At 69.6% G+C, this 20185-nt stretch carries 18 protein-coding genes; 14 read left to right on the forward strand and 4 right to left on the reverse strand.

Annotated elements, in window-relative coordinates; all coding sequences use genetic code 11:
- Positions 1-45 precede the first annotated feature (45 nt).
- From FKR81_RS20530 to FKR81_RS20555, 6 genes are all read left to right on the forward strand, one after another.
- Positions 46-1155, forward strand: coding sequence for an acyl-CoA dehydrogenase family protein (locus FKR81_RS20530; protein ID WP_146353716.1), 1110 nt, complete (start codon positions 46-48; stop codon positions 1153-1155).
- Positions 1152-2093, forward strand: a complete 942-nt coding sequence (locus FKR81_RS20535; RefSeq protein ID WP_146353717.1) for an LLM class F420-dependent oxidoreductase — start codon at positions 1152-1154, stop codon at positions 2091-2093. Before FKR81_RS20530 ends, FKR81_RS20535 begins: the two co-directional genes overlap by 4 nt.
- The gene (locus FKR81_RS20540; RefSeq protein ID WP_146353718.1) at positions 2090-2545 is read left to right on the forward strand and encodes a winged helix-turn-helix transcriptional regulator; all 456 of its coding nucleotides are present in this window, start codon (positions 2090-2092) and stop codon (positions 2543-2545) included. Before FKR81_RS20535 ends, FKR81_RS20540 begins: the two co-directional genes overlap by 4 nt.
- A 459-nt stretch (positions 2546-3004) precedes the next feature.
- On the forward strand, positions 3005-4297 hold the full coding sequence (locus tag FKR81_RS20545) for a hypothetical protein (protein WP_146353719.1): 1293 nt from the start codon (positions 3005-3007) through the stop codon (positions 4295-4297).
- A gap of 52 nt (positions 4298-4349) precedes the next feature.
- Complete coding sequence (locus FKR81_RS20550; RefSeq protein WP_146353720.1) at positions 4350-4817, forward strand: peptidoglycan-binding protein; 468 nt, start codon at positions 4350-4352, stop codon at positions 4815-4817.
- Positions 4799-5284, forward strand: coding sequence for a peptidase inhibitor family I36 protein (locus FKR81_RS20555; RefSeq protein ID WP_222598340.1), 486 nt, complete (start codon positions 4799-4801; stop codon positions 5282-5284). Before FKR81_RS20550 ends, FKR81_RS20555 begins: the two co-directional genes overlap by 19 nt.
- A gap of 80 nt (positions 5285-5364) precedes the next feature.
- Here FKR81_RS20555 and FKR81_RS20560 read toward each other — a convergent pair whose 3' ends face one another.
- Positions 5365-5781, reverse strand: coding sequence for a hypothetical protein (locus tag FKR81_RS20560; RefSeq protein ID WP_146353721.1), 417 nt, complete (start codon positions 5779-5781; stop codon positions 5365-5367).
- A gap of 194 nt (positions 5782-5975) precedes the next feature.
- On the opposite strand from FKR81_RS20560, the gene FKR81_RS20565 reads away from it, so the two are divergent.
- A complete protein-coding gene (locus FKR81_RS20565) occupies positions 5976-9578 on the forward strand; it encodes an nSTAND1 domain-containing NTPase (RefSeq protein ID WP_146353722.1) in 3603 nt (1200 codons plus the stop codon).
- Here FKR81_RS20565 and FKR81_RS20570 read toward each other — a convergent pair.
- Positions 9506-10813, reverse strand: a complete 1308-nt coding sequence (locus FKR81_RS20570; protein ID WP_146353723.1) for a tetratricopeptide repeat protein — start codon at positions 10811-10813, stop codon at positions 9506-9508. The two genes, FKR81_RS20565 and FKR81_RS20570, sit on opposite strands and share 73 nt — an antisense overlap.
- Before the next feature lie 94 nt (positions 10814-10907).
- Here FKR81_RS20570 and FKR81_RS20575 point away from each other — a divergent pair, with 94 nt between their 5' ends.
- The gene (locus tag FKR81_RS20575; protein ID WP_146353724.1) at positions 10908-11240 is read left to right on the forward strand and encodes a DUF3592 domain-containing protein; all 333 of its coding nucleotides are present in this window, start codon (positions 10908-10910) and stop codon (positions 11238-11240) included.
- An 86-nt stretch (positions 11241-11326) separates the two neighbouring features.
- On the opposite strand, the gene FKR81_RS20580 is transcribed toward FKR81_RS20575, so the two are convergent.
- A complete protein-coding gene (locus tag FKR81_RS20580) occupies positions 11327-11953 on the reverse strand; it encodes a TetR/AcrR family transcriptional regulator (protein WP_222598341.1) in 627 nt (208 codons plus the stop codon).
- Between the two features lie 104 nt (positions 11954-12057).
- Between FKR81_RS20580 and FKR81_RS20585 the strand changes: the two genes are divergently transcribed.
- Positions 12058-13092 (forward strand): medium chain dehydrogenase/reductase family protein, encoded by a 1035-nt coding sequence (locus FKR81_RS20585; RefSeq protein WP_146353726.1) that lies wholly within the window; start codon positions 12058-12060, stop codon positions 13090-13092.
- Between the two features lie 50 nt (positions 13093-13142).
- On the forward strand, positions 13143-13724 hold the full coding sequence (locus FKR81_RS20590) for an ABC transporter permease (RefSeq protein ID WP_146353727.1): 582 nt from the start codon (positions 13143-13145) through the stop codon (positions 13722-13724).
- A gap of 8 nt (positions 13725-13732) precedes the next feature.
- On the opposite strand, the gene FKR81_RS20595 is transcribed toward FKR81_RS20590, so the two are convergent.
- Positions 13733-15070: a ferredoxin reductase family protein gene (locus FKR81_RS20595; RefSeq protein WP_146353728.1), complete on the reverse strand. Its 1338-nt coding sequence runs from the start codon at positions 15068-15070 to the stop codon at positions 13733-13735.
- A 91-nt stretch (positions 15071-15161) separates the two neighbouring features.
- Between FKR81_RS20595 and FKR81_RS20600 the strand changes: the two genes are divergently transcribed.
- The 4 genes from FKR81_RS20600 (at position 15162) to FKR81_RS20615 (ending at position 20184) form a co-directional block, all read left to right on the forward strand.
- Positions 15162-16373, forward strand: a complete 1212-nt coding sequence (locus tag FKR81_RS20600; protein ID WP_146353729.1) for a M14 family zinc carboxypeptidase — start codon at positions 15162-15164, stop codon at positions 16371-16373.
- A gap of 20 nt (positions 16374-16393) precedes the next feature.
- Positions 16394-17947: an amidase gene (locus FKR81_RS20605; protein WP_146353730.1), complete on the forward strand. Its 1554-nt coding sequence runs from the start codon at positions 16394-16396 to the stop codon at positions 17945-17947.
- Positions 17948-18100: 153 nt separating this feature from the next.
- Complete coding sequence (locus FKR81_RS20610) at positions 18101-19288, forward strand: branched-chain amino acid ABC transporter substrate-binding protein (protein ID WP_186763074.1); 1188 nt, start codon at positions 18101-18103, stop codon at positions 19286-19288.
- Positions 19285-20184 carry a branched-chain amino acid ABC transporter permease gene (locus tag FKR81_RS20615; RefSeq protein WP_146353732.1) on the forward strand — a complete coding sequence of 300 codons (900 nt, stop codon included), beginning with the start codon at positions 19285-19287 and terminating at the stop codon, positions 20182-20184. The genes FKR81_RS20610 and FKR81_RS20615 overlap by 4 nt, the downstream gene beginning before the upstream one ends.
- Position 20185: the final 1 nt, after the last annotated feature.

Raw genomic sequence — 20185 nt, forward strand, 5'->3', positions numbered from 1 at the left:
CGGTAACGAAACTGAACCAGTAAGAAAAGTGAACCGGAGGGAACCGTGCTCTCTGTCGCGCAGTCCGTCGCCGATCTGGCCCGAGCGGTCGCGCCCAAGACGGAGCAGGCCAGGGCACTCGCTCCCGAACTGGTCGAGGTGATCCGGGAGCAGCGCCTGTTCGCGCTCGGTGTCCCGCGGTCCCTCGGTGGTATCGAACGTCCGCCGGGCGAGACCTTGGCCGTCGCCGAGACCATCGCCCGTGGTGATGCCTCGGCTGGGTGGTGCGTGTCGATCGCGGCCACGAGCGGTCTGCTCGGCGCCTACCTGCCGGAAGCAGGAGCGCGAGAGGTGTTCGGGGACGGCAGGTCGGTGGCGTCCGGTGTGTGGGCACCCAAGGGGCGTGGCAAGACCGTGCACGGTGGTGTCGTGCTGTCCGGGCAGTGGTCGTTCTGCTCCGGCATCCAGCACGCCGACTGGTTGTTCGCCGGATTCGTGCTGGACACCGGCGTGCTTCGGGTGGCCGCGCTGCCCAAGGACGACCTGGAGGTGCTCGACACCTGGCACACGACCGGGCTGAGAGGCACCGGCAGTCACGACTCGGTCGCCCGTGACGTGTTCGTTCCCGATCACCGCGTGCTGTCCGTGTTGGACGGTCCGCCGGACGACACGACCGCCCTGTACCGCTTTCCGGTGTTCGGGTTCTTCGCGTTGTCGGTCGCCGCGGCGGCGATGGGCAACGCCTTCGGTGCGCTGGACGACTTCATCGCTCTCGCGGCCGAACGCAGCCCTCTCGGGTCGAGCCGCACGCTCGCGGAACGGTCGTCGACCCAGGCCGCGGTGGCCGAGGCGCACGCGACACTGCGAGCCGCGCGGGCGTTCTACTACGAGGCCGTCGAGGACGCCTGGCAGGCAGCGCGGGGAACCGAGCCGGTCCCGGTGCCTCAGCGGGCGGCCTTGCGGCTGGCCGCGACGCACGCGACCCGCACCGCGAAGCAGGTCGTCGCGAACCTCTACGACCTCGCCGGTGGAGGTGCGATCTACGACGACTCCGTGCTGCAGCGCCGTTTCCGCGACGCCCACACCGCGTCGGCCCACTTCCAGGTCAACGCGGCCTCGTTCGAGCTGACCGGCCGGGTGCTGCTCGGCGTGCTGGCCCGGACGGAGCAGCTGTGACGTCGGTCGGCGTGGTGACGCCGTTCTGGCTGGACCGGCCACCGGCGGAGGCGCTCGACATCGCCGTGAACGCGGACCTCGCGGGCTTCGGCACGCTGTGGATCGGGGAGATGGCGACGTTCGACGCGTTCGCCCTGGCGACCGCCGTCGGCCTGCGCACGTCCCACATCTCGTTGAAGATCGGCCCGCTCGCGGCCGGGGTGCGCAGCCCGGTGGCACTGGCGCTGGGACTGTCCACAGTGGTCACGACGACCGGACGGCGAGCCAGTCTGGCACTGGGTGCGTCGAGCCCGAGGATCGTGCGGGACTGGCACGGGCGGCCGTGGGAACCGGTCCGCCGGGTGCGGCAGACCGTCCGCGACACGCGAGCGGTGTTGAACGGCAACCGCATGGCGGGGTTCCGCATGCAGGCACCGCTACCCGGCACGCCGATCTCGGTCGCCGCGTTCGGACCGGCGATGACGCGCGTGGCCGCGGACGAGGCGGACGAGGTGGTGCTGAACCTGGTCGGCGCCGGCCACGTCACCCGTGTCCGCGCCGAGCTCGCCGAACTGACCCGCGTGCCACCGCCGATCGCCGTCTGGCTGCCCACCGCGCTCGATCCGGGGCCCGCGACGATCCGGCAGCTGCGCGAGCAACTCGCCGTCTACCTCGCTCCACCCGGCTACGGCGAGATGTTCAGCGCACTCGGCCACGGCGACCTCGTCGCTCGGGCACGCGCCGGAACGCCGAGATCCGAACTGGCGCACGACATCCCGGTCGACCTGCTCGAAGCCGTCGGCGCCGTCGGCTCGGCCACCGCCATCGCTCGCCGCGTGGAGGAGTACTTCGAGGCGGGCGCGAGCCACGTCGGCCTCGTGCCGGCGACCGCCGACGACCCGGCCGCCCGTACCCTGCTCACGACCCTCGCCCCACTGGTCCAAGGACGGTCCTCATGACATCCGACGCCCTCGACCGCCGATTCCGCGGCGAGTCCGTCGGCAGGGCGCTGGACCTGGTGGGCGAACGGTGGACGCTGCTCATCCTGCGCGAGGCGTTCTTCGGGGTGCGGCGGTACGGCCAGTTCGTCCGCAACCTCACCATCCCGCGGCCCACCCTGTCGGCGCGACTGAAGTCGCTGGTCGAGGCCGGGCTGCTCGACCGCGTGCCGTACGCGGCCGAGCCGGACCGCTTCGACTACCGGCTCACGCAGGCGGGCAAGGAGCTCTTCCCCGCGATCGTGATCCTGATGCAGTGGGGTGATGAGTACGTGCCGGATCCCGACGGCCCGGCGGTCGTGCTCGAACACACCACCTGCGGGAAGGACGCCGACGCCTACGTCGCCTGCCGCCAGTGCGGTGAGGAGATCAACGCGCAGAACGTGACCGCTCGTCCGGGCCAGGCCCAGTAGCGCGTCGTCAGGTTCCGCTGCACGTCGCGGTTGTTCGAACCCCGTACCTGCCTGAACAACCGCGCCCACCGAGGGAATTCTCCTCCGCCGCGGCCGTGGTCAGCGCGTCCGCGCTGGTTGTTCATCGAGGTCACCGGTTTCGAACAACGGTCCCGAGTGGTCGCCTGCTCTCGCAATGCCGCTTCGTCTCACCGACTGCGGCAGTCCCGCGTGACGACGTGGAAGCGAGGAAGCCTTGTGCTAGCACGACGAGGGTTGAATCCCGCGGCTCGGGCGAGCGGCTCGGGCACCAGGCGGTGGTTCACGGCGGTCCTGACGATCGGGAGCTTGCTGGGTGGCGCCCTCGCCGCGTCAGCTCCCGCTCGAGCGGCTGTCCCATCGGTGGATGCCTATTCGAGTTACGTCCGGCCCCAATGCCGACCGTTCGTCGAGCAACCGGGTGCCGTGGAGTTCCGTGCCATGATCATGAGTCGGATGGGCGGGGGCAACCTCGGCATCCACGCGTGCACCGGCCACGAACACGGCGAGGGGCGCGCATGGGACTGGGAGATGGACGCCGCGAAGCCCGGCGACGCCACGAAGGTCGAGCAGGTGCTCAACTGGCTGCTGGCGGCCGACGGTGACGGGAACCGGCACGCGATGGCCCGCAGACTGGGCATCGGGAACATCATCTGGAACCGGAAGTCGATCACGTTGTGGAGCAACGTTCCCGACCAGGAGAAGACGTGGGTCCCGTACGGCGGAAACGATCCGCACACGAACCACGTGCACTTCGCGTTCTCCTGGCCGGGTGCGCGCCGCGAGACGAGCTGGTTCCGGGCCGTTCCCAAACCTGCCGAGTGGTACCCCGACGGTGGCGCGCAGGTGCTCGCCTCCACCACCTCGGGTGGGCTGTTCCACAACACGAGGTTCGGCACCGGGGCGTGGCAGGGCTTCGACGACGTGAAACGCCGGACCGGCGCCGGTTTCACCCCGGTTGACGTCGCATCGGCCATGGTGCGCGGCGAGCAGCACGCGTTGGTCGCCGGTGCGGACACCGAGCTGTGGCACGCGATCCGGCGAGTCGACGGATCGTGGACTCCGTTCGGCAACGTGGAGGACTTCGCCGGCGAGGTCGGCTACATCAGCCGGGTCACCGCGGCGGACGTCCAGGGGTCGCTGCACGTCGTCGCCTTGGTCGCCGGTGAGCACGTACTCCACACCGTGCGCTCGCCGAACGGTTCCTGGACACCGCTGCACAACCTCGAGGTGTTCGCCGGGCAGGTCAGCGGAGTGGTCGACGTGGCCGCCGCCGGCTTCGCCAACGGCGAGTTCCAGCTCTCGATCTCGCTCGCCGACGGACGTCTGCTGCACACCCTGCGCAGGACCGACGGCTGGTGGACCAGCTGGGGTGACGTCGAGGCGGCTACCCACACCAACCCCGGAGCGCCCAGGTCACTGGCGGCGACGAGCATCGACGGAACCATGCACCTCGTGGCCGACTACGGCCTGAACGACATCCGCCACACCGTTCGCCACGCCAACGGAAGCTGGGAACCGCTCAGGAACATCAACGCCGTGAACGACGGCAACACCGGGACGCTCGTCGACGTCGCCGCGTCCGGATCCACCACCGGTGAGCTCCAAGTCCTCGCCGCCACGACATCCGGCCCGCTCTGGCACTCGATCCGCCGGACCAACGGCCAGTGGACCAGGTGGGGCGACACCGGAGCCCCCGGCAGGATCAGCCGGGTCGGCATCGCCATTCACTGACGTTCGAGACGACCGCATTGAGATGCGGATTCGCCATTGCACGGAGGATCACGTGACATCGACGCTGACACGATCACTGCTCGCCTCACTGCTTCTCGCGACCGGAATCGCGTTTCCAGTGGCGCCGGCGAGCGCTGCGGCGAGCTGCACCAGCTTCACCTCGTCAGACGCGTGGCCGGACGGAATTCCGGGGCTCTACCACCACGTGCCGAGCGCCGGCCCGGAAACGAGGAACTTCAACTGCGTGCTGGGCGTCGGGAACAACAGCCTGGCCGTGCTGGCGCTCCAGGAGAGCCTCTTCGTCTGTTACAAGCAGAACATTCGTCGTGACCGCGACTTCGGAGGTGCGACCAAGACTGCCGTCGAGAACGCCCAGAAGACGATCAATCGCGTCCATCCGGAAGCCCGCCTCGCCGTGGACGGCGTGTACGGGCCCCGCACGAGCCTTTACCTCCAGTTCCAGCAATACGACCACAACAACGGCGGCGCACACACGGGCCGATGCTCCCGCCGGTTCTGAAAGCTCTGGGAGAGGAAATGCTGAGAAAACTCGCGCTCGTCTTGGGTGTGATAGTGGCATTCGCGTGGGTCACGCCGGTCGCTCAGGCCGGCCCGACACCGGCTCCCGCTGGGAACGTGGTGGCCTGGGACGACCGCACGGGCGCCCAGCTGGAGCAGTGGGAGTGCGAATACCACCACGTCTGCTTCTGGCCTGAGCCGTTCGGGATGGGGAGCCGGTGCATGTGGGATGTCAGTGACCCCGACTGGACCCAGGGGGATGCGACCTGCTCGTGGGCCACGGTGTGGAACGTGAAATCAGTGATGAACCTGAAGCCCAAGAGCAGCAACGCGAGCCAAGGCGTCGTCTACTACAAGAAGGCGAACCAGCAAGACCGGGCGGGCTGCACGAGGCCGGAGCACGGAGGCAATCTGGCGGGCACTTACAAGCTCCGGTCGCACCGATGGGAGATCGGCCGCTGCGGATAGCGGGGGGTGATCGTGGTTGACGGGTCGCGGCCGGAACTGTCCCGTCAGGCGTTCCGGCCGCAGGCCCCCAGGGGACGGCGCTAGCCCAAACAGCTCGCTCCGTGAACAACCACGAACTCACCGGTGTGTATGCGATGCCCGCCGTAACCCCATGTCACTGGAACGAAGTCGCGGAGCACCGCGAATGAACATCCCTTGGGAACGAACACCTTGTCGACATCCCCTCCTCCGCTGCCGCTTCTCGGCCGAACCCACCGGTACTCCGAGTCCAGCTGCACGAGTACCGATTGGGAGTCCAACAGGTTGACGACGTGGCCGCAGATGCCGACGATGCAGCCGCGCTGCGGCGTGATGCCGGCCGTGCCGACGGGCTCCCCCGCATGTGCGCGCGGCGTGCCCAGCAACCCGCTCGCCACCACCACGAGCATTGCCGAAGCGATGATCGCGCGCGGCCGACTGGTGGTCGCCACGCGGATCACATGAGTTGCTTCCGACAAGATTCCTCCCCAACTGTCAGTAGATTTATCGCACAACGAAATGTCGCCGTGTTCGTGTTGAGCGGACCACCTGTGACAGTTGTTCACCAGGGGACGACACGTCGAACAATGTCGCTTGACGCGGTGCGGACGTTGGGACAGGGTTCGGGTCGAGGAACTCGGCTCAAACAACTGCCGGGTTCGAGGGGTGTTCGATGCCGCGTCCAGAGCGTGAGGTCGATCCTGATTCCGGCCCGGTGGCGTTGTTCGCGGCGCAGTTGCGTGAGATGCGGCGTGCCGCCGGCGGTCCGGGATATCGACTGCTGGCGGAGCGTTCTGGGTATTCCATGAGCACGTTGGCGGATGCGGCCGGGGGCCGGAGGCTGCCGAGTCTGGCCGTGACGCTGGCCTTCGTGCGCGCGTGCGGCGGCGACGTCGTGGTGTGGGAACCGCGATGGCAGCAGACCGCTCGGCTGATGGCTGCCCGCGTGACCGACTCGGAGGCGAGAGCGCCGTATCGCGGCTTGGCGTCCTACGACGTCGGCGACGCCGACCTGTTCTTCGGCCGACGGCGGCTGGTCGAGCAGCTGACGCGGATGCTCCGCGAGCAGTCGTTCGTCGCGGCGTTCGGTGTGTCGGGCAGCGGGAAGTCGTCACTGCTGCGCGCCGGCCTGGTGCCGGCGATGGCGACCCAGGTGGACGAAACCGGCCGTTCGCCGGTGATCGTCACACCGGGCGCGGATCCGGTCGTGGCACTGCACAGCGCGCTCGAGACCGTTCCAGCGGACCGGAACGTGCTGCTGATCGTCGACCAGTTCGAGGAGCTGTTCACGCTGTGCGCCGATCCCATTGTGCGCGGTGAGTTCGTCGCCGGGCTCGCCGAACTCGCCGCGAGACCCGGCGCGGACAACCGGGTGGTGATCGGGGTACGAGCGGACTTCTACGCTCGCTGCACCGAACTCCCCGATCTCGCGACGTTGCTCGCCGAGGCGAGTGTGCCGGTACCGCCGCTGAACGACGACGAACTGCGTGAGGCCATCACCAAACCGGCGCATCAGGCCGGGCTCACCGTCGAACGAGCGCTGGTGACCAAGATCCTGGCTGATGCGGGCGGTCAGTCCGGTGCGTTGCCGCTCGTGTCGCACGCGTTGCTCGAGACCTGGCGGCAACGTCGCGGCGACGTGTTGACGGTCGCGGGCTACGAGGCCACCGGCGGCGTGGCGCACGCGATCGCTCAGACCGCGGAGGCGGTGTACACGGGACTCGACCACGATCAGCAGCAGACAGTCCGCCAGACGCTGACACGACTGGTGGCTCTGGCTGAGGGCGGACAGGACACGCGACGGCGGGTCCATCGCGGCGAACTGGACTTCCCAGCGGTGGACAAGGTCCTCGAGACGCTGGCCGCGGCTCGTCTGGTGGTGCTCGACGACGACACGGTGGAAGTCGCCCACGAAGCGCTCATCAGCGCGTGGCCGCGGCTGCGGACGTGGCTCACCGCCGACCGCGAGGCGTTGCGCACCCACCGGCAACTGATCGAGGCGGCCGCGATGTGGCATTCGCTGGATCGCGACGCCGGCGCGCTCTACCGGGGTACCCGCCTGGCGATCGTGCAGGAGTGGGCCGAGGAGGAGAGCCACCTCGCCGGGTTGAACCGCGGCGAACGCGAGTTTCTCGACGAGAGCGTGAGCGCCGCCTTCGCCGAACGGACCGCGGTCGGTCGCCGCGCCCGTCAGCGTCGTGTGCTCACCGCGGCGCTGGCCGGCTTGCTGGTGTTGTCCGTCGTCGCCGGAGCGGTGGCCACCTGGCAATGGCGCAGTGCCTTGGGCGAACGCCAGCAGGCGGTGTCCCGGCAGTTCGCGATCCAGTCGTCGGTGCTGGCGAGCACCGACGTGGCGGAGGAGCTGCGGCTCGGTCTCGAGGCGTACCAGGCCGCACCGACCGTGGAAGCGCGGGGCGCGTTGCTCAGCGCGGCCAGCCGGATCGCGTACACGGGACGACTCGATCACAGCGGCATGGTCAAGGACGTGGTGTTCAGTCCGGACGGTCGTCAGCTGGCGACCGCGGGCCAGGACGGGCGCATCGTGCTGTGGGACGTCGCGGACCGCGCACGCCGACAGGTGCTGACCGGTCATGACGCGGCAGTGCGCTCCCTTGCCTACGGGCCGGACGGCCGTTGGCTGGTCTCCGGCAGTCTCAACGGCACCGTGATCGTGTGGGACCTCCAGCAGCACGCCGAGATCCGGCGCCTGCACGGCATGTCCGGACTGGTCGACAGCGTCGCGGTCAGCCCGGACGGCACTCTCGTGGCAGCAGTGGGCCAGGATCACCGGATCATGCTGTGGCGAGTCGCGGACGGAGCCGGTCTCGGCGAGCTGGCCGGTCACGGTGGCGAGTTCAGCGAAGTCGCGTTCTGCTCCAACAGCCAGGTGGTCTCGGCCGGCGACGACGGCACCGCGGTGGTGTGGGACCTCGGGAACCGCGTTCGAAGCCACACTCTGCGGGCGAGCGCGCAGGCGGTGTACACGGTGGCCTGCAGTCACGACGGTCGCACAGCCGCGGTCGCGGGCGAGGACCGCGCTGTCACGATCTGGGACACCGGGACGGGCGAACGCCGGCGAGTGATGCGGGATCACAGCAACTCCGTGCGCGCACTGGCTTTCAGTCCTGACGACGCAACGCTGGTGTCCGCCGGATACGACGGCACCGCGATGGTCTGGGACGTTCGGCGCGGGCAACGTCTCATCACCCTGACCGGACACACGAGCGCCCTCTACGCGGTGGCCTTCAGCCCGGACGGTCGCACCATCGCCAGCGGCAGCAGGGATCGCACGGTGCTGCTCTGGGACCGCGAGCACATGCCGATGGCCGGTCACGTCGACGAGGTCAACGCCGTCGCCGTCGCACCGGACGGCCGCGCGGTCGCCTCGGCGAGCAAGGACGACACCGTCGTGGTGTGGGATCCGGCAACCGCCGCTGCCCGCACCGTCGCGATCAGCACTCCTCCCGCGCTCGCTGTCGACCGCGGCGCCGCCGCGATCGAGTACAGCCCGGACGGTCAACGGCTGCTCGTCGCCTACCGCGACCAGACCGCCCGGATCTGGGACACCACGTCCGGGCGGTTGATCCACACGCTGACCGGTCACACCGACCGGCTGCTCACCGCGGCGTTCCACCCGGAAGGTCGGACCGCGGTGACCGGGGGCCTCGACCGGACCACCCGGATCTGGGACACCGAACGGGGAACCACCGTCGCCACACTGCCTCACGAGGCCCAGGTGCAGAGCGTCGCGTTCAGCCGCGACGGCACCGTGCTCCTCACCGCCACCCAGGACGGTGTGCTCACGCTCTGGAACACCAGCAACTGGACAGCACGCCGCGTGGTGCACGACGAGCCAGGCCTGATCTCGGCTGCGCTCAACCTCGAACTGAACCTGATCGCCGTCGGCAGGGCGGACGGCACGACTGCGCTCTGGAGCACCACCGGGGTGGCCGTCCTGTCCGGCCACACCGGTCCCGTGAACTCACTGGCGTTCCACCCCGGCAACAGGTTCCTCGCCACAGCGAGCCTCGATCAGACCATCCGCATCTGGGACCTGTCCCAGCGGCAGACGTGGGCCGCTCTCACCGGTTCGGCCGGCGGGGTCAGCGACATCACCTGGAGCACCGCCGATCAGCACCTCTACAGCGTCGGCGGAGACCACACCGTGACGCGGTGGATCACCGATCCGGACACGGCGAGCCATCACGTGTGCGAGAACCTCGCGCACAGGTTCCCCGCGAAGCCGCGACCCGGCTCCTGTTCGTCCGCACGGTGAGCGTCGTTCGGTTGGCAGCGGTGCGCCTCCTGATGCGTGGCCTCGGCTTCTGCTGACGCGCCTTGAGCGGCGAGCGCGACGGCCAGATCCCGCAGCGTCCTCGCCCGCCACAGCGTCAGGTTCAGCGACTCCCACCAGTCGAGCGCCTGCCGCAGGTGGCCGATCGCCTCGGTGAACCGGCCGGACGCCAGCTCCAGCTCACCGAGTGTCCGGCGGACGAGCGCCTCGCCGAAGCCGTCCTGCATGTCGTGACACGTGTCCAACGCCGTCAGCAGCTCGGGCCGCACCTCCTCGCCGCGGCCCTGCCTGATCCGGACCTTCGCGAGCGACTGCACGGCGTAGACGGTCATCAACCGGTCGCCCGCGGCGCGCAGGCACCGCAGGGCCTCCTCGCCCTCCCGCGCCGCGTCGTCGAGGCGACCCTCCGCGCGGAAGACGATGCCGATCGACCGGCGCACCAGCCCGACACCGTGGCCGTCACCGAGCTCCTGATACGCGGCGAGTGCCTGCTCGCTGCCCGCGCGGGCAGCGGGGAAGTCGCCCAGCTCCAACAACGTCATGGCGCGACCGTGCTCGGCGCGGGCCACCGCACGCGGGTCGGTCAGCACGGGCAGCACTTCGTCCACAGTAGACAAAGCGGCCGCGAGGTCGCCCCGTTCCCCGAGCACGCTGGCCAACAGCAACCGGGTGACCGGGTTCTCGTCGCACTCCAGCGCCTGGCGGTAGTAGTCGATGGCCTCGTCGAGCCGGTCCTGCTCGGCGCGCAGCCAACCGAGCCCGGACAGCAGCAACGCCTGGCCGGGGCGATCGCCTGCGCGGCGCGCCGACTCCAACGCCACCGCTGTGTCCTCAATGGACAGATCGCAGCAGAAGCGCAGCACGAGCACGGCCCGTTGTCTCGGCGGCACCGCGCGCAACGCCTGCCGCACCGCGACCGCGGTCGTGGAGTCCTCCGCCCGCGCCGGCCGGTCGAACGTGTCGCCCAGCCAGACCTTGCGCGCCCACGCCGAACGGCGTTCCCCGAGGAACGCGCGTGTCAGCACCGTGCGTGCGTAGGCGTCGACGTCGTCCGCAGTACGCGCCTTGGACCAGTGCACGAAGAGCTGCGTGATCGCCGTCTGCACGACGTCGTCAGCTCGGTGCCAGTCCTGGCAGAGCAAGTACGCGAGCTTGCGCAGCCACGGCATCCGCGACCGCACGAACTCGACGTACTCGGCGTGTTCCCCCAGTCTCACGATGACCTGATGCTCGCACGCCCCCGGAAGGTTGCCCGCGAGTTCGCGTCACACTCGGGAGGGGTGCGGCGATGTCGTGTGCGAAGGAGGCGTGGTGGCGAAGTCGCTGAAGTCGGGGACAGGTCGGATCGTGGCCGGGATCGTGCTGGTGGGCGCGATCACGGGGCTGGTGTTCGTGATCCGGTCGTCAACCGAGCAGAAGTCCTGGGCCAGTAGCGAGGGAACCGTGCAGGAGCGGCTGAAGTCGGGGAAGAGCGTCTCGGTCAAGGTCGAGTACCCGCTCCCGGACGGCACGAAGCAGGTCACGACCCTGTCGGAGAACGGACCGGCCCGGCACCCCGGTGAGCGCGTGACGGTCCGCTACGACCTGCGGAACGGCCGGGTCGTCAGCGCCGCACTGGCGACAACGACCAGGCGCACTGGGTGACGGGCGGCATGCTGGGCTTCGTGATCCTCGGCGGAATCTTCGCGAACCTCATCGCGTGGGCGCCGAGGCCACGACCCGAGTGACGGCTACTTCAAGTGGGCCAGCGCGGTGATCAGGCGTTCCGCCACATCGGACGGTCCCGGCATCTTGCGCACGACGGCACGCTGGTGAGCCAGGCCGTGCAGGCCGAGCCACAACGCGACCGCGTCGCCGTAGAGGTCGTCACTGCCGTGCGCGATCCCGGCCGCCACGCACCCGCCGAGCACGTCGGCGAGGAGCGTGAGCGCCTCCGCGCCCAGTGAGTCCAGGTCGGTGTCGGTGATCGAGGTGTCGTCCGCCGACGGCGTCCACAGGCCGCCGAACATGATCCGGTAGCGCTGCGGGTGCGCCTGGGCTAGGTCCAGGTAGGCGTGGCACACCGCGAACAGCCGCTGCCGGGCGTCCGGGCCCGCGTTCTCGGCGGCCTCGCGCAACGCCGCCGCGAGCCGGTCCATCTCCTGCCGCACCACGGCCAGCATGATCGACGGCTGGTCCGCGAAGTGCGGGTAGATCGACGGTGCCGCGATCCCCGCCTTGCGCGCGACCGAGCGCAGCGTGACCGCGCGTTCGTCGCCGCCCTCGTCCAGCAGCGCCACCGCCGCGGCGATGATCTCGTCGCGCAGCTTGCCGCCTTCACCACGACGGTTTCGCCTGCGTACCGGGGTCTCTGTCACACCCGTAACCATACACCTGAAAGTTTATGGGTGTTAGGGCTTGCGTTCTTAGACTTACGGTCGTTACCTTACGAGTGTCAGCACAACGACCGAGGAGCTTCCCGATGAACACCACCGTCACCGAGATCGTGCTGCCCGGCATCGTCGACCCCGACGGTCTCCAGGTGCAGGTCCGCGACCTGCCCGCGCCCGGTGAGGGCCAAGTCGTCCTGCGCATGGACGCCACCGGCGTCTCCTTCGCCGAGCAGCAGATGCGCCTTGGCAAGTACTTCGACCAGCCGCCGTTCCCGTTCGTGCCCGGCTACGACGTCGTCGGCACGGTGATCGCGACCGGCCCCGGCGTGGACCCCGCTCTGCACCTCCACCGGTTCGCCGCGGTCACCAAGGTCGGCGGGTGGGCCAGCCACCTGATCGTCGACGCGGCCGACCTGGTGCCGGTGCCGGACGGCGTCGAGTCCGACGCCGCGGAGACGGTCGTGGTCAACGGCGTCACGGCGTGGCAGATGCTGCACCGCACCGCCGAGGTGAAGCCCGGCGGCACGATCGTCGTGCTGGGCGCCAACGGCGGCGTGGGCTCGACGCTGGTGCAGCTCGCGAAGCACGCGGGGATCAAGGTGATCGGCACGGCCTCGGCCCGTCACCACGACGCGGTGCGAGAGCTCGGCGCGATCCCGGTCGACTACCGCGACCCGCACGTGTACGACCGGATCCGCGAGCTCGCGCCCGACGGCGTCGACGCCGTGTTCGACCACGTGGGCGGTGCCGGTCTGCAGGAGTCGTGGCGGCTGCTGCGCCGCGGTGGCGCGCTGGTCAACTACGGCTCCGCCGCGACGAAGGACGAGCCAGGCAACGCGATGCTGCCGGTGCTGAAGCTGTTCGGACAGCTGCTGCTGTGGAACCTCCTGCCCAACGGCAGGCGCGCCGGGTTCTACAACTTCTGGGCGGGCAAGCGCTTCCGCCCCTCCGCGTTCCGCGCCCGGTTGAGCGAGGACCTCACCCAGGTGCTCCGCCTGGTCGGCGACGGCGTGCTCACGCCGCAGATCGCCGCGCGCATCCCGCTGTCCGAGGCCGCCGCCGCGCTGGCGCTGGCCGAGTCGCGCACCGTCCTGGGCAAGGTCGTCATCGTTCCGGAGCCGTGAGGACGCGCAACCGCCTCGCCCACATCACTTGACTTCCTGGAGGTCTCGCCGTGCACGCCACCGCCATCCGCCCCGCCATCGCCGTTCCGGCCGACGAGGTCGACAACCGCGCCGCGTACGTCGGCTTCGCGTTCGCCTACGTACTCGGTCACGGCGCCGCCGCACTCGCCCCGGTGGTCGCCTTACCGACGTGGCTCCCGATCGGGTTGCTCGCCGCGGGCCTCGTCGCCGGCACGATCCTCGCCGTCGCCGCATCCCTGCGTGCCCAGCGCGGCGCCACCGAGTCCCGGCGGCGCGCCGAGAAGCTGGTCGGCACCGCCTGGGTCACGGGCTTCGCCGCGCTGGCGCTCGCGATCACCGGCCTGAGCACCGTGTCCGACGCGCCCGAACTCCAGGGGGTGCTGTGGCCGGCGGGCTCGACCATCGTGGTCGGCCTCATCTACCTCGCCGAGGGAGCCGTCCGCCGCAACACCCTGCACTACCACCTGGGCACCTGGCTGGCGCTCGTCGCGGCGGCGTCGCTGTTCGTCCCCGCGCCGGGTTTCTTCGCCGTGCTGGCCGTGCTGGGTGGTGGCGCCTACCTGGTGGCCGCGGTCCTGGAGCGGCGTCGCCTGACGTCGCTCACCGGGTGAGGCGATCGTCAGGCCAGGCTGAACTTCTCCGCGTGCACCTGCCGGTTGGGCACCTTCAGCCGGCGGAGGCCGCTCAGCACGGCCGAGGTCATCGCGGGCGGGCCGCAGACGTACACGTCGCGTTCCGCGATGTCGGGGACCAGGTGACGCAGGGCTTCCGGCTCGAACGGCCGCGCTCCGTCCCCGGTCCGGCCGGTGAGCAGGTGCAGCCGTCCGCCGCGGGCCGCGATCAGCTGCCGCAGTTCGGCGAGCAGCACCGCCTCGCTCTCCTGGCGCACCCGGTAGAGCACGACGAAGTCGCCCGGCGTGCGCTCCTCCAGCAGGGCGCGGACGGGCGTCACACCCACGCCGCCGGCGATCAGCACCACGCCCGGCCGAGTTCGATGCAGTGACGTGAACGCTCCGTACGGGCCTTCCAGGAACACGCGGGTCCCGACGGGCAGGTGCCGCAGACCGGCGCTGGTCGTGCCGACCGCCTTGGCGGTCAGCCGCAACGTCCGCCCGTTGGGCGCCGCGGACAACGAGAACGGGTTCGCCAGCCACCAGTGGTGGTGATCGGGGAACCGCCAGACGAAGAACTGCCCGGCCGCGGCGGGCAGCCGCTCGAGGTGGCGACCGGTGACGTGCACCGACACCACGTCAGGCGACTCCGGCACCACCGCTTCGACCCGGAACCGGTGGCGGGAGTTGCGCCACAACGGCACCGCGATCCGCCCGACGACCAGGGAACCGAAGGCGAAGAGCCACAGCGCCCACCAGTACACCGTCGCGAAGGCGGAGGACTTGAACGTCGTCGTCTCGCGCAACTGGTGCACGAACGCCAGGCCCAGCGCCACGTACAGCAGCAGGTGCAGGCCGTGCCACGTCTCGTACCGCAGCCGTCGCCGGGAGTACCGCAGGGAGACGACCCCGATCACCACGATGATGGTGGCCGCGAGCATCCCCAGCAGCGAGGCCGGCACACCGGCCAGCGCGAAGAACGTCTTCGCCACCGGCGCCCTGTCCAACGACGCGTAGCCGAGCACCACGATCGTGGCGTGCGTCAGCACTGTCCACAGCAGACCGAAACCCACCCACCGGTGCCACACCGTCAGCCGATCCATGCCGATCCGCCGGTCCAGCCACGGCAACCGGGCCACCAGCAGCAACTGGAACATCATGATCAGCGCGGCGTGCAGGCCGAAGAACTTGGCGACGGTCAGGATCTCGTTCTTACCGGTGCCGGCGGTGAACCACAGGACCTCGACGATCGCCGCGTTGACGACGACGAACCCCCACAACGCCCACCGCGCCTGCACGACCGGCGCCATGCCGCTTCGCTGACCGCGTGAATGCGTCGCCACCATCGGTCACCTCTCAGCGAGCGGGCCAATCGGGCTAACCGTACGTCTTGGGCGCTGACTACGTTGGATTTGACCAACCATCTGAGGGGTGCTGATGCGAAAACTCATCGGTGTGATGTCAGCGGTACTGGCCGCGGCCCTGGTCAGTCCGGTCGCGCAAGCCGCCGAACAGGCCGTTGTCTGCAGTGAAGAGCCGCAGGACCTGCCGATCCACGAGTTCACCGACTACCGGGAGCTGCAGGTCGAGCTCGCCCGCCTGGCCAGGGCCAGCTTGGGACGGGTCCAGGTCGCGGCGGCCGGCCGGTCCAACCGCGGCCGGACGATCTTCCGCGCCTCGGTGGGCACAGGGCCGAAGGTCGTGCTGGTCAGCAGCGAGATCCACGGCAACGAGAAGACCGGCACAGACGCGCTGCTCAGGATCCTGGACTACCTGGGCACCTCGGAGTCCGCGCACGCCAAGCGGTTGCGACGGACCATCACGTTCGTGGCGGTCCCGAAGCTGAACCCGGACGGCGCGGAGCTGGACCGGCGTGGCAACGACCAGTCGTGGGCCGAGGTGCAGCAGGCCTTCCCGCAGCTGGCCGGTCGACCACCGGCGTGGAACTACATCAACGGCCAGCAGCAGGGCGACGACTACCGCACCAAGCCGGGCTTCGACGTCAACCGGGACTTCCACCCGGAGCTGGGCTACGTGCCGCAGGCCGCCGACGTGCCCGGCTCACCCGACCAGCCCGGCTGGTACATCACGCCGGAGGCCCAGGCCTTGCGCGCGGTCTACCTCGGTCTGAAGGCCGAGCGCGGCAAGGTCCCCGACGTCTACGTCGACCTGCACCACCAGGGCGCCTGCGTCCGTCAGGAAGGCAGCAACAGGTTCCTCGACGTGGCAGTGGACTACCCGCCGCTGCCGGACAGGTTCTTCGAGCCGGGCCAGAAGTACGCCAAGTACCGCGACGCGTACACCAAGGACGAGTCACGGCAGCTGGCGATCAGCGCCTTCAACGGCATGACCGAAGCCGGCTACATCGGCACCCGGTACCCGCACGCCGCGGACCGCGACCTGCCCGGCCAGGCCAGGTGCTCGTTCGCGCTGAACGGCACCGGGACCGTCCTGTTCGAGGTCCGCGGCCAGACGCAAACCCTTGGCCAGCAACACCGGGAGCGGTTCACTCGCGCGGTGGTGGCCGGGTTGAACCGAATGATCAACGACGTGAGCACCGGCGCGGTCGACCGGATCGACCCGGAGAAGTTCGACACGATCCCCGGCACCGCGGGCGCCGAGGCCTTCGACCCCAGGCTCGTGGCCTGACCTTGGAGGAGTGAGGCGTCATGCGGCTGTTCACCGTGATGCTGACGGTGGTGGCGACGGTTCTGGTGGGGGTTCCGGCGAGTGCGGTGCCGAGCCAGGAGCGTCTCGGATTCGATCTCGACCGAGCGACGATTCCCGAACTGCAACAGCGAATGGATCAGGGGAGGCTGACCGCGGCGCGGCTCACCGCGGCGTACCTGCGCCGGATCGCGACGGTGGACCGGAAGATCGACTCGGTGATCACGCTGAACCCGCGGGCGTCCGCGGAGGCGGCGGCGAGCGATCAGCGGCGGCGGACCGGGCGGACGCTGAGTCGGCTGGACGGGATTCCGGTGCTGCTGAAGGACAACATCGACACCAGGGCGATGGACACGACGGCGGGGTCGCGGGCGTTGCGGTCCCGGCCGGCGGCCGACGCGCACCTGGTCCAGAAGTTGTACCGGGGCGGCGCGGTGATCCTGGGCAAGGCGAACCTGTCCGAGTGGGCCAACTTCCGGTCGTTCCGGTCGACGTCGGGGTGGTCCGGGGTCGGCGGGCAGACCAGCAACCCGCACGTGCTGGACCGCAATCCGTGCGGATCCTCGTCAGGATCGGGGTCGGCGATCGCGGCGACGCTGGCGCAGGTGGCGATCGGCACGGAGACCGACGGGTCGATCGTGTGCCCGTCCGGGGCCACCGGGATCGTCGGGCACAAGCCGACATTGGGGCTGGTCAGCCGCACCGGCGTGGTGCCGATCTCGGCGGAGCAGGACACCGCCGGGCCGATGACGCGCCACGTGGTCGACTCCGCGATCACCCTGTCGGTGCTGCAGGGCGGCGACCGGGCCGACCCCGCGACCGGGGCGATCCCGGCGGGCCAGCCGCGTGACTACGCCGCATTGCTGCGGCCGGATGCGTTGCGCGGCAAGCGGATCGGCGTGTGGCGGATGTCCGGAGTGGATGCCGGCGTTGACCGGGTGGTCGAGGCGTCGGTGCGGGTGTTGCGGGCGCGCGGCGCCACCGTGGTGGACGTGGATCTGCCGTTCCAGGACGAGATCGGCCGCAACGAGTTCCCCGCGCTGATCGTGGAGTTCAAGCGGGACCTGCACGCCTACCTGGCCAACCGGCCGGGAGGGCCGGACACGCTGGACGAGTTGATCGAGTTCAACCGCAACGACCCGGTGGAGCTGTCCAAGTTCGGCCAGGAGATCTTCGAGGAGTCCGCCAAGGCGCCGGACACGACCGACCCGACCTACCGGCGGCAGCGGGAAACCGCGACCACGCTGGCCCGCCGGTCGATCGACGAGACGATGGCGCGGTTCCGGCTGGACGCCATCGTGGCGCCCACCAACAGCCCGGCGTGGAAGACCGACTACGTCAACGGCGACGCCTTCGTGCTCGGCTCGTCCGGCCCGGCCGCGGTGTCCGGGTACCCGAACGTGACCGTGCCCGCCGGGTTCGCCGGGCCACTGCCCATCGGCGTGTCGTTCTTCGCAGGCCGGTGGTCGGACGCCACGGTGCTGGCGATCGGCGCCGCGTTCGAGCGGGCCAACCCGGCACGCCGGGCCCCGGACTTCATCCCCACGATCGGCTGAGGAGACGCCATGAGGGCCGATGCTGAGCGGCCCTCACACAATTGGGAACCGGCTCCTCCAGACGTTCGGCGCTTGCCGCCGGCCTGGCTGATCCAGCACTCTTTTGCGACTGGGACTGGGTACAGCGCTTTACGAGTGACTGGAGATGCCCTCATGCGTCATGTTTCCCGTGCGCTGGCTGCGATCTGCATCGGTCTGCTCATCACACCGCTCGCGGCGTGCGGGTCTGACAGCGGTGGTTCCGGCGAATCGGGTGCCATCAAGATCGGGGTCCCCGTCCCGCTGACCGGCGACTCCGCGTCAGCCGGTCAGGACATCCTCGCCGCCGCGCGGGTGGCCGCCGACGAGGTCAACGCCGCCGGTGGCGTCAACGGCCGCAAGATCGAGATCATCGAGGCGGACGACGCGTGCAGCGCCCAGCAAGGTGCGCAGGCCGCCCAGAAGCTGCTCAACAGCGGTGCGGTCGCCATCGCGGGCGGCTACTGCTCCGGCGCCGCCGTACCGGCGCTCCCGATCTACGGTCGCCGTTCCGTGCCGTTCGTCCTGGACGCGTCCACGAACCCGGTGCTCACCGACACGGGCGACGGCAAGGTCTTCCGGACGTGCGGCCGCGACGACAAGCAGGGGCTGTTCGCGGCGAAGTTCATGACCGACCAGCTCAAGGCCAAGCGAGTCGCGGTCCTGCACGACAACACCACCTACGCGAAGGGGCTCGCCGAAGCCGCCGCCAACTCCATCAAGCAGGCCGGTGCCGCTGAGGTCGTCTACCTCGACGCGCTGCAGCCCGGCCAGTCCGACTACACCCCGGTGCTCACCAAGATCGCGTCCACCACACCGGATGTCGCGTACTACACCGGCTACTTCGCGGAGGCGGGCCTGCTGCTCAAGCAGCGTGCGCAACTGGGACTGAAGTTCCCGCTCGTGGGCGGTGACGCGACGACCGACGCCACGGTCCTCAAGACGGCGGGCACGGCCGCCGACGGCTACATCGCCACGACCGCACCGCTCCCCAAGGATCTGCCGACCGCCAGCTCTTTCGTGACGAGCTACAAGTCGAAGACCGGCGCCGATCCCGGCCCGTTCTCGGTGTACGAGTACGACGCCGTCAAGGTGCTGGCGAAGGCGATCGGCGACGCGAAGTCCACCGACGGCGCGGAAGTGACGAAGGCGCTGCACGCGATCAAGGACTTCGCCGGCGTGACGGGCAAGATCAGCTTTGATCAGAAGGGCGACCGGGAGGGGCTGCTCTACATCACGGTCACGGTGAAGAACGGCGAGTTCACCGGCTACAAGAAACTCGACGACGCCGGCACCCAGTGGGTCGACGTCAAGCCGGCATGAGCGATTTCTTCCAGTATCTCGTCAACGGGCTGACCATCGGTGCGTTCCTGTCGCTCATCGCGCTGGGCTACTCGATGGTCTACGGCGTCGTCCGGCTGATCAACTTCGCGCACGGCGACATCTTCATGATCGGCGCCTTCGCGGGGTTCACGGTGCTGACGACGATCGGCGTCACCGGCGGCATGGCGATTCCCGCCGTGCTGGCGGCCGTCGTCGTCGGAAGCCTTGCCACCGGTGTCGTCGGCGCAGGCATCGCGCGGGTGGTGTACACGCCGTTGCTGAAGGCACGGCAGCTGTCGCTGTTCATCGCGGCGATCGGCGTGTCGCTCGCGCTCTCGGAAGGCGTCAAGCTGCTCACCGGCGCGCGGTTCAAGTCCTATCCAGACGCTTTGGACGGCGGCCAGATCATGGCGGGCTCGGTGCGAGTCAGCTACGCGCAGCTCGTGCTGGTCGTGTTCTCGGTGGTGCTGATGGCCGTGCTGTGGCTGTTCGTCACGCGAACGGTCACCGGAACGGCCATGCGCGCGCTGGCGATGGACCGGGACGCGGCGCGGTTGCAGGGCATCAACGTCGAGCGGCTGATCCTGATGACGTTTCTGATCGGATCCGTGCTCGCGGGTGCCGCGGGCGTGATGTACGGCCTCTACTACACCCAGATCAGCTTCGGAATGGGCTTCCTGATCGGCCTGCGCGCCTTCACCGCCGCGGTGCTCGGCGGGATCGGGAACCTGCCGGGGACGATGGCCGCGGGTGTCCTCATCGGACTGATCCAGTCCTTCGCCGCGGGCTACATCTCCTCCCGGTGGACGGACGTGATCATCTTCGGGGTGCTGATCGCGGTACTCGCGTTCCGGCCGTCCGGGCTCTTCGGCGAGCGTGTCGTGGAAAGGGCTTGAG

Source organism: Lentzea tibetensis (assembly GCF_007845675.1).
Classification (GTDB): Bacteria; Actinomycetota; Actinomycetes; order Mycobacteriales; family Pseudonocardiaceae; genus Lentzea; species Lentzea tibetensis.

Excerpts from the sequence above, each read along its gene's own strand:
- FKR81_RS20600 (WP_146353729.1), top strand. The coding sequence starts at position 15,162 with ATGCGAAAACTCATCGGTGTGATGTCAGCGGTACTGGCCGCGGCCCTG.
- FKR81_RS20595 (WP_146353728.1), bottom strand. The coding sequence starts at position 15,070 with ATGGTGGCGACGCATTCACGCGGTCAGCGAAGCGGCATGGCGCCGGTC.
- FKR81_RS20555 (WP_222598340.1), top strand. The coding sequence starts at position 4,799 with ATGCTCCCGCCGGTTCTGAAAGCTCTGGGAGAGGAAATGCTGAGAAAA.
- FKR81_RS20585 (WP_146353726.1), top strand. The coding sequence starts at position 12,058 with ATGAACACCACCGTCACCGAGATCGTGCTGCCCGGCATCGTCGACCCC.
- FKR81_RS20540 (WP_146353718.1), top strand. The coding sequence starts at position 2,090 with ATGACATCCGACGCCCTCGACCGCCGATTCCGCGGCGAGTCCGTCGGC.
- FKR81_RS20610 (WP_186763074.1), top strand. The coding sequence starts at position 18,101 with ATGCGTCATGTTTCCCGTGCGCTGGCTGCGATCTGCATCGGTCTGCTC.
- FKR81_RS20615 (WP_146353732.1), top strand. The coding sequence starts at position 19,285 with ATGAGCGATTTCTTCCAGTATCTCGTCAACGGGCTGACCATCGGTGCG.
- FKR81_RS20565 (WP_146353722.1), top strand. The coding sequence starts at position 5,976 with ATGCCGCGTCCAGAGCGTGAGGTCGATCCTGATTCCGGCCCGGTGGCG.
- FKR81_RS20545 (WP_146353719.1), top strand. The coding sequence starts at position 3,005 with ATGATCATGAGTCGGATGGGCGGGGGCAACCTCGGCATCCACGCGTGC.
- FKR81_RS20605 (WP_146353730.1), top strand. The coding sequence starts at position 16,394 with ATGCGGCTGTTCACCGTGATGCTGACGGTGGTGGCGACGGTTCTGGTG.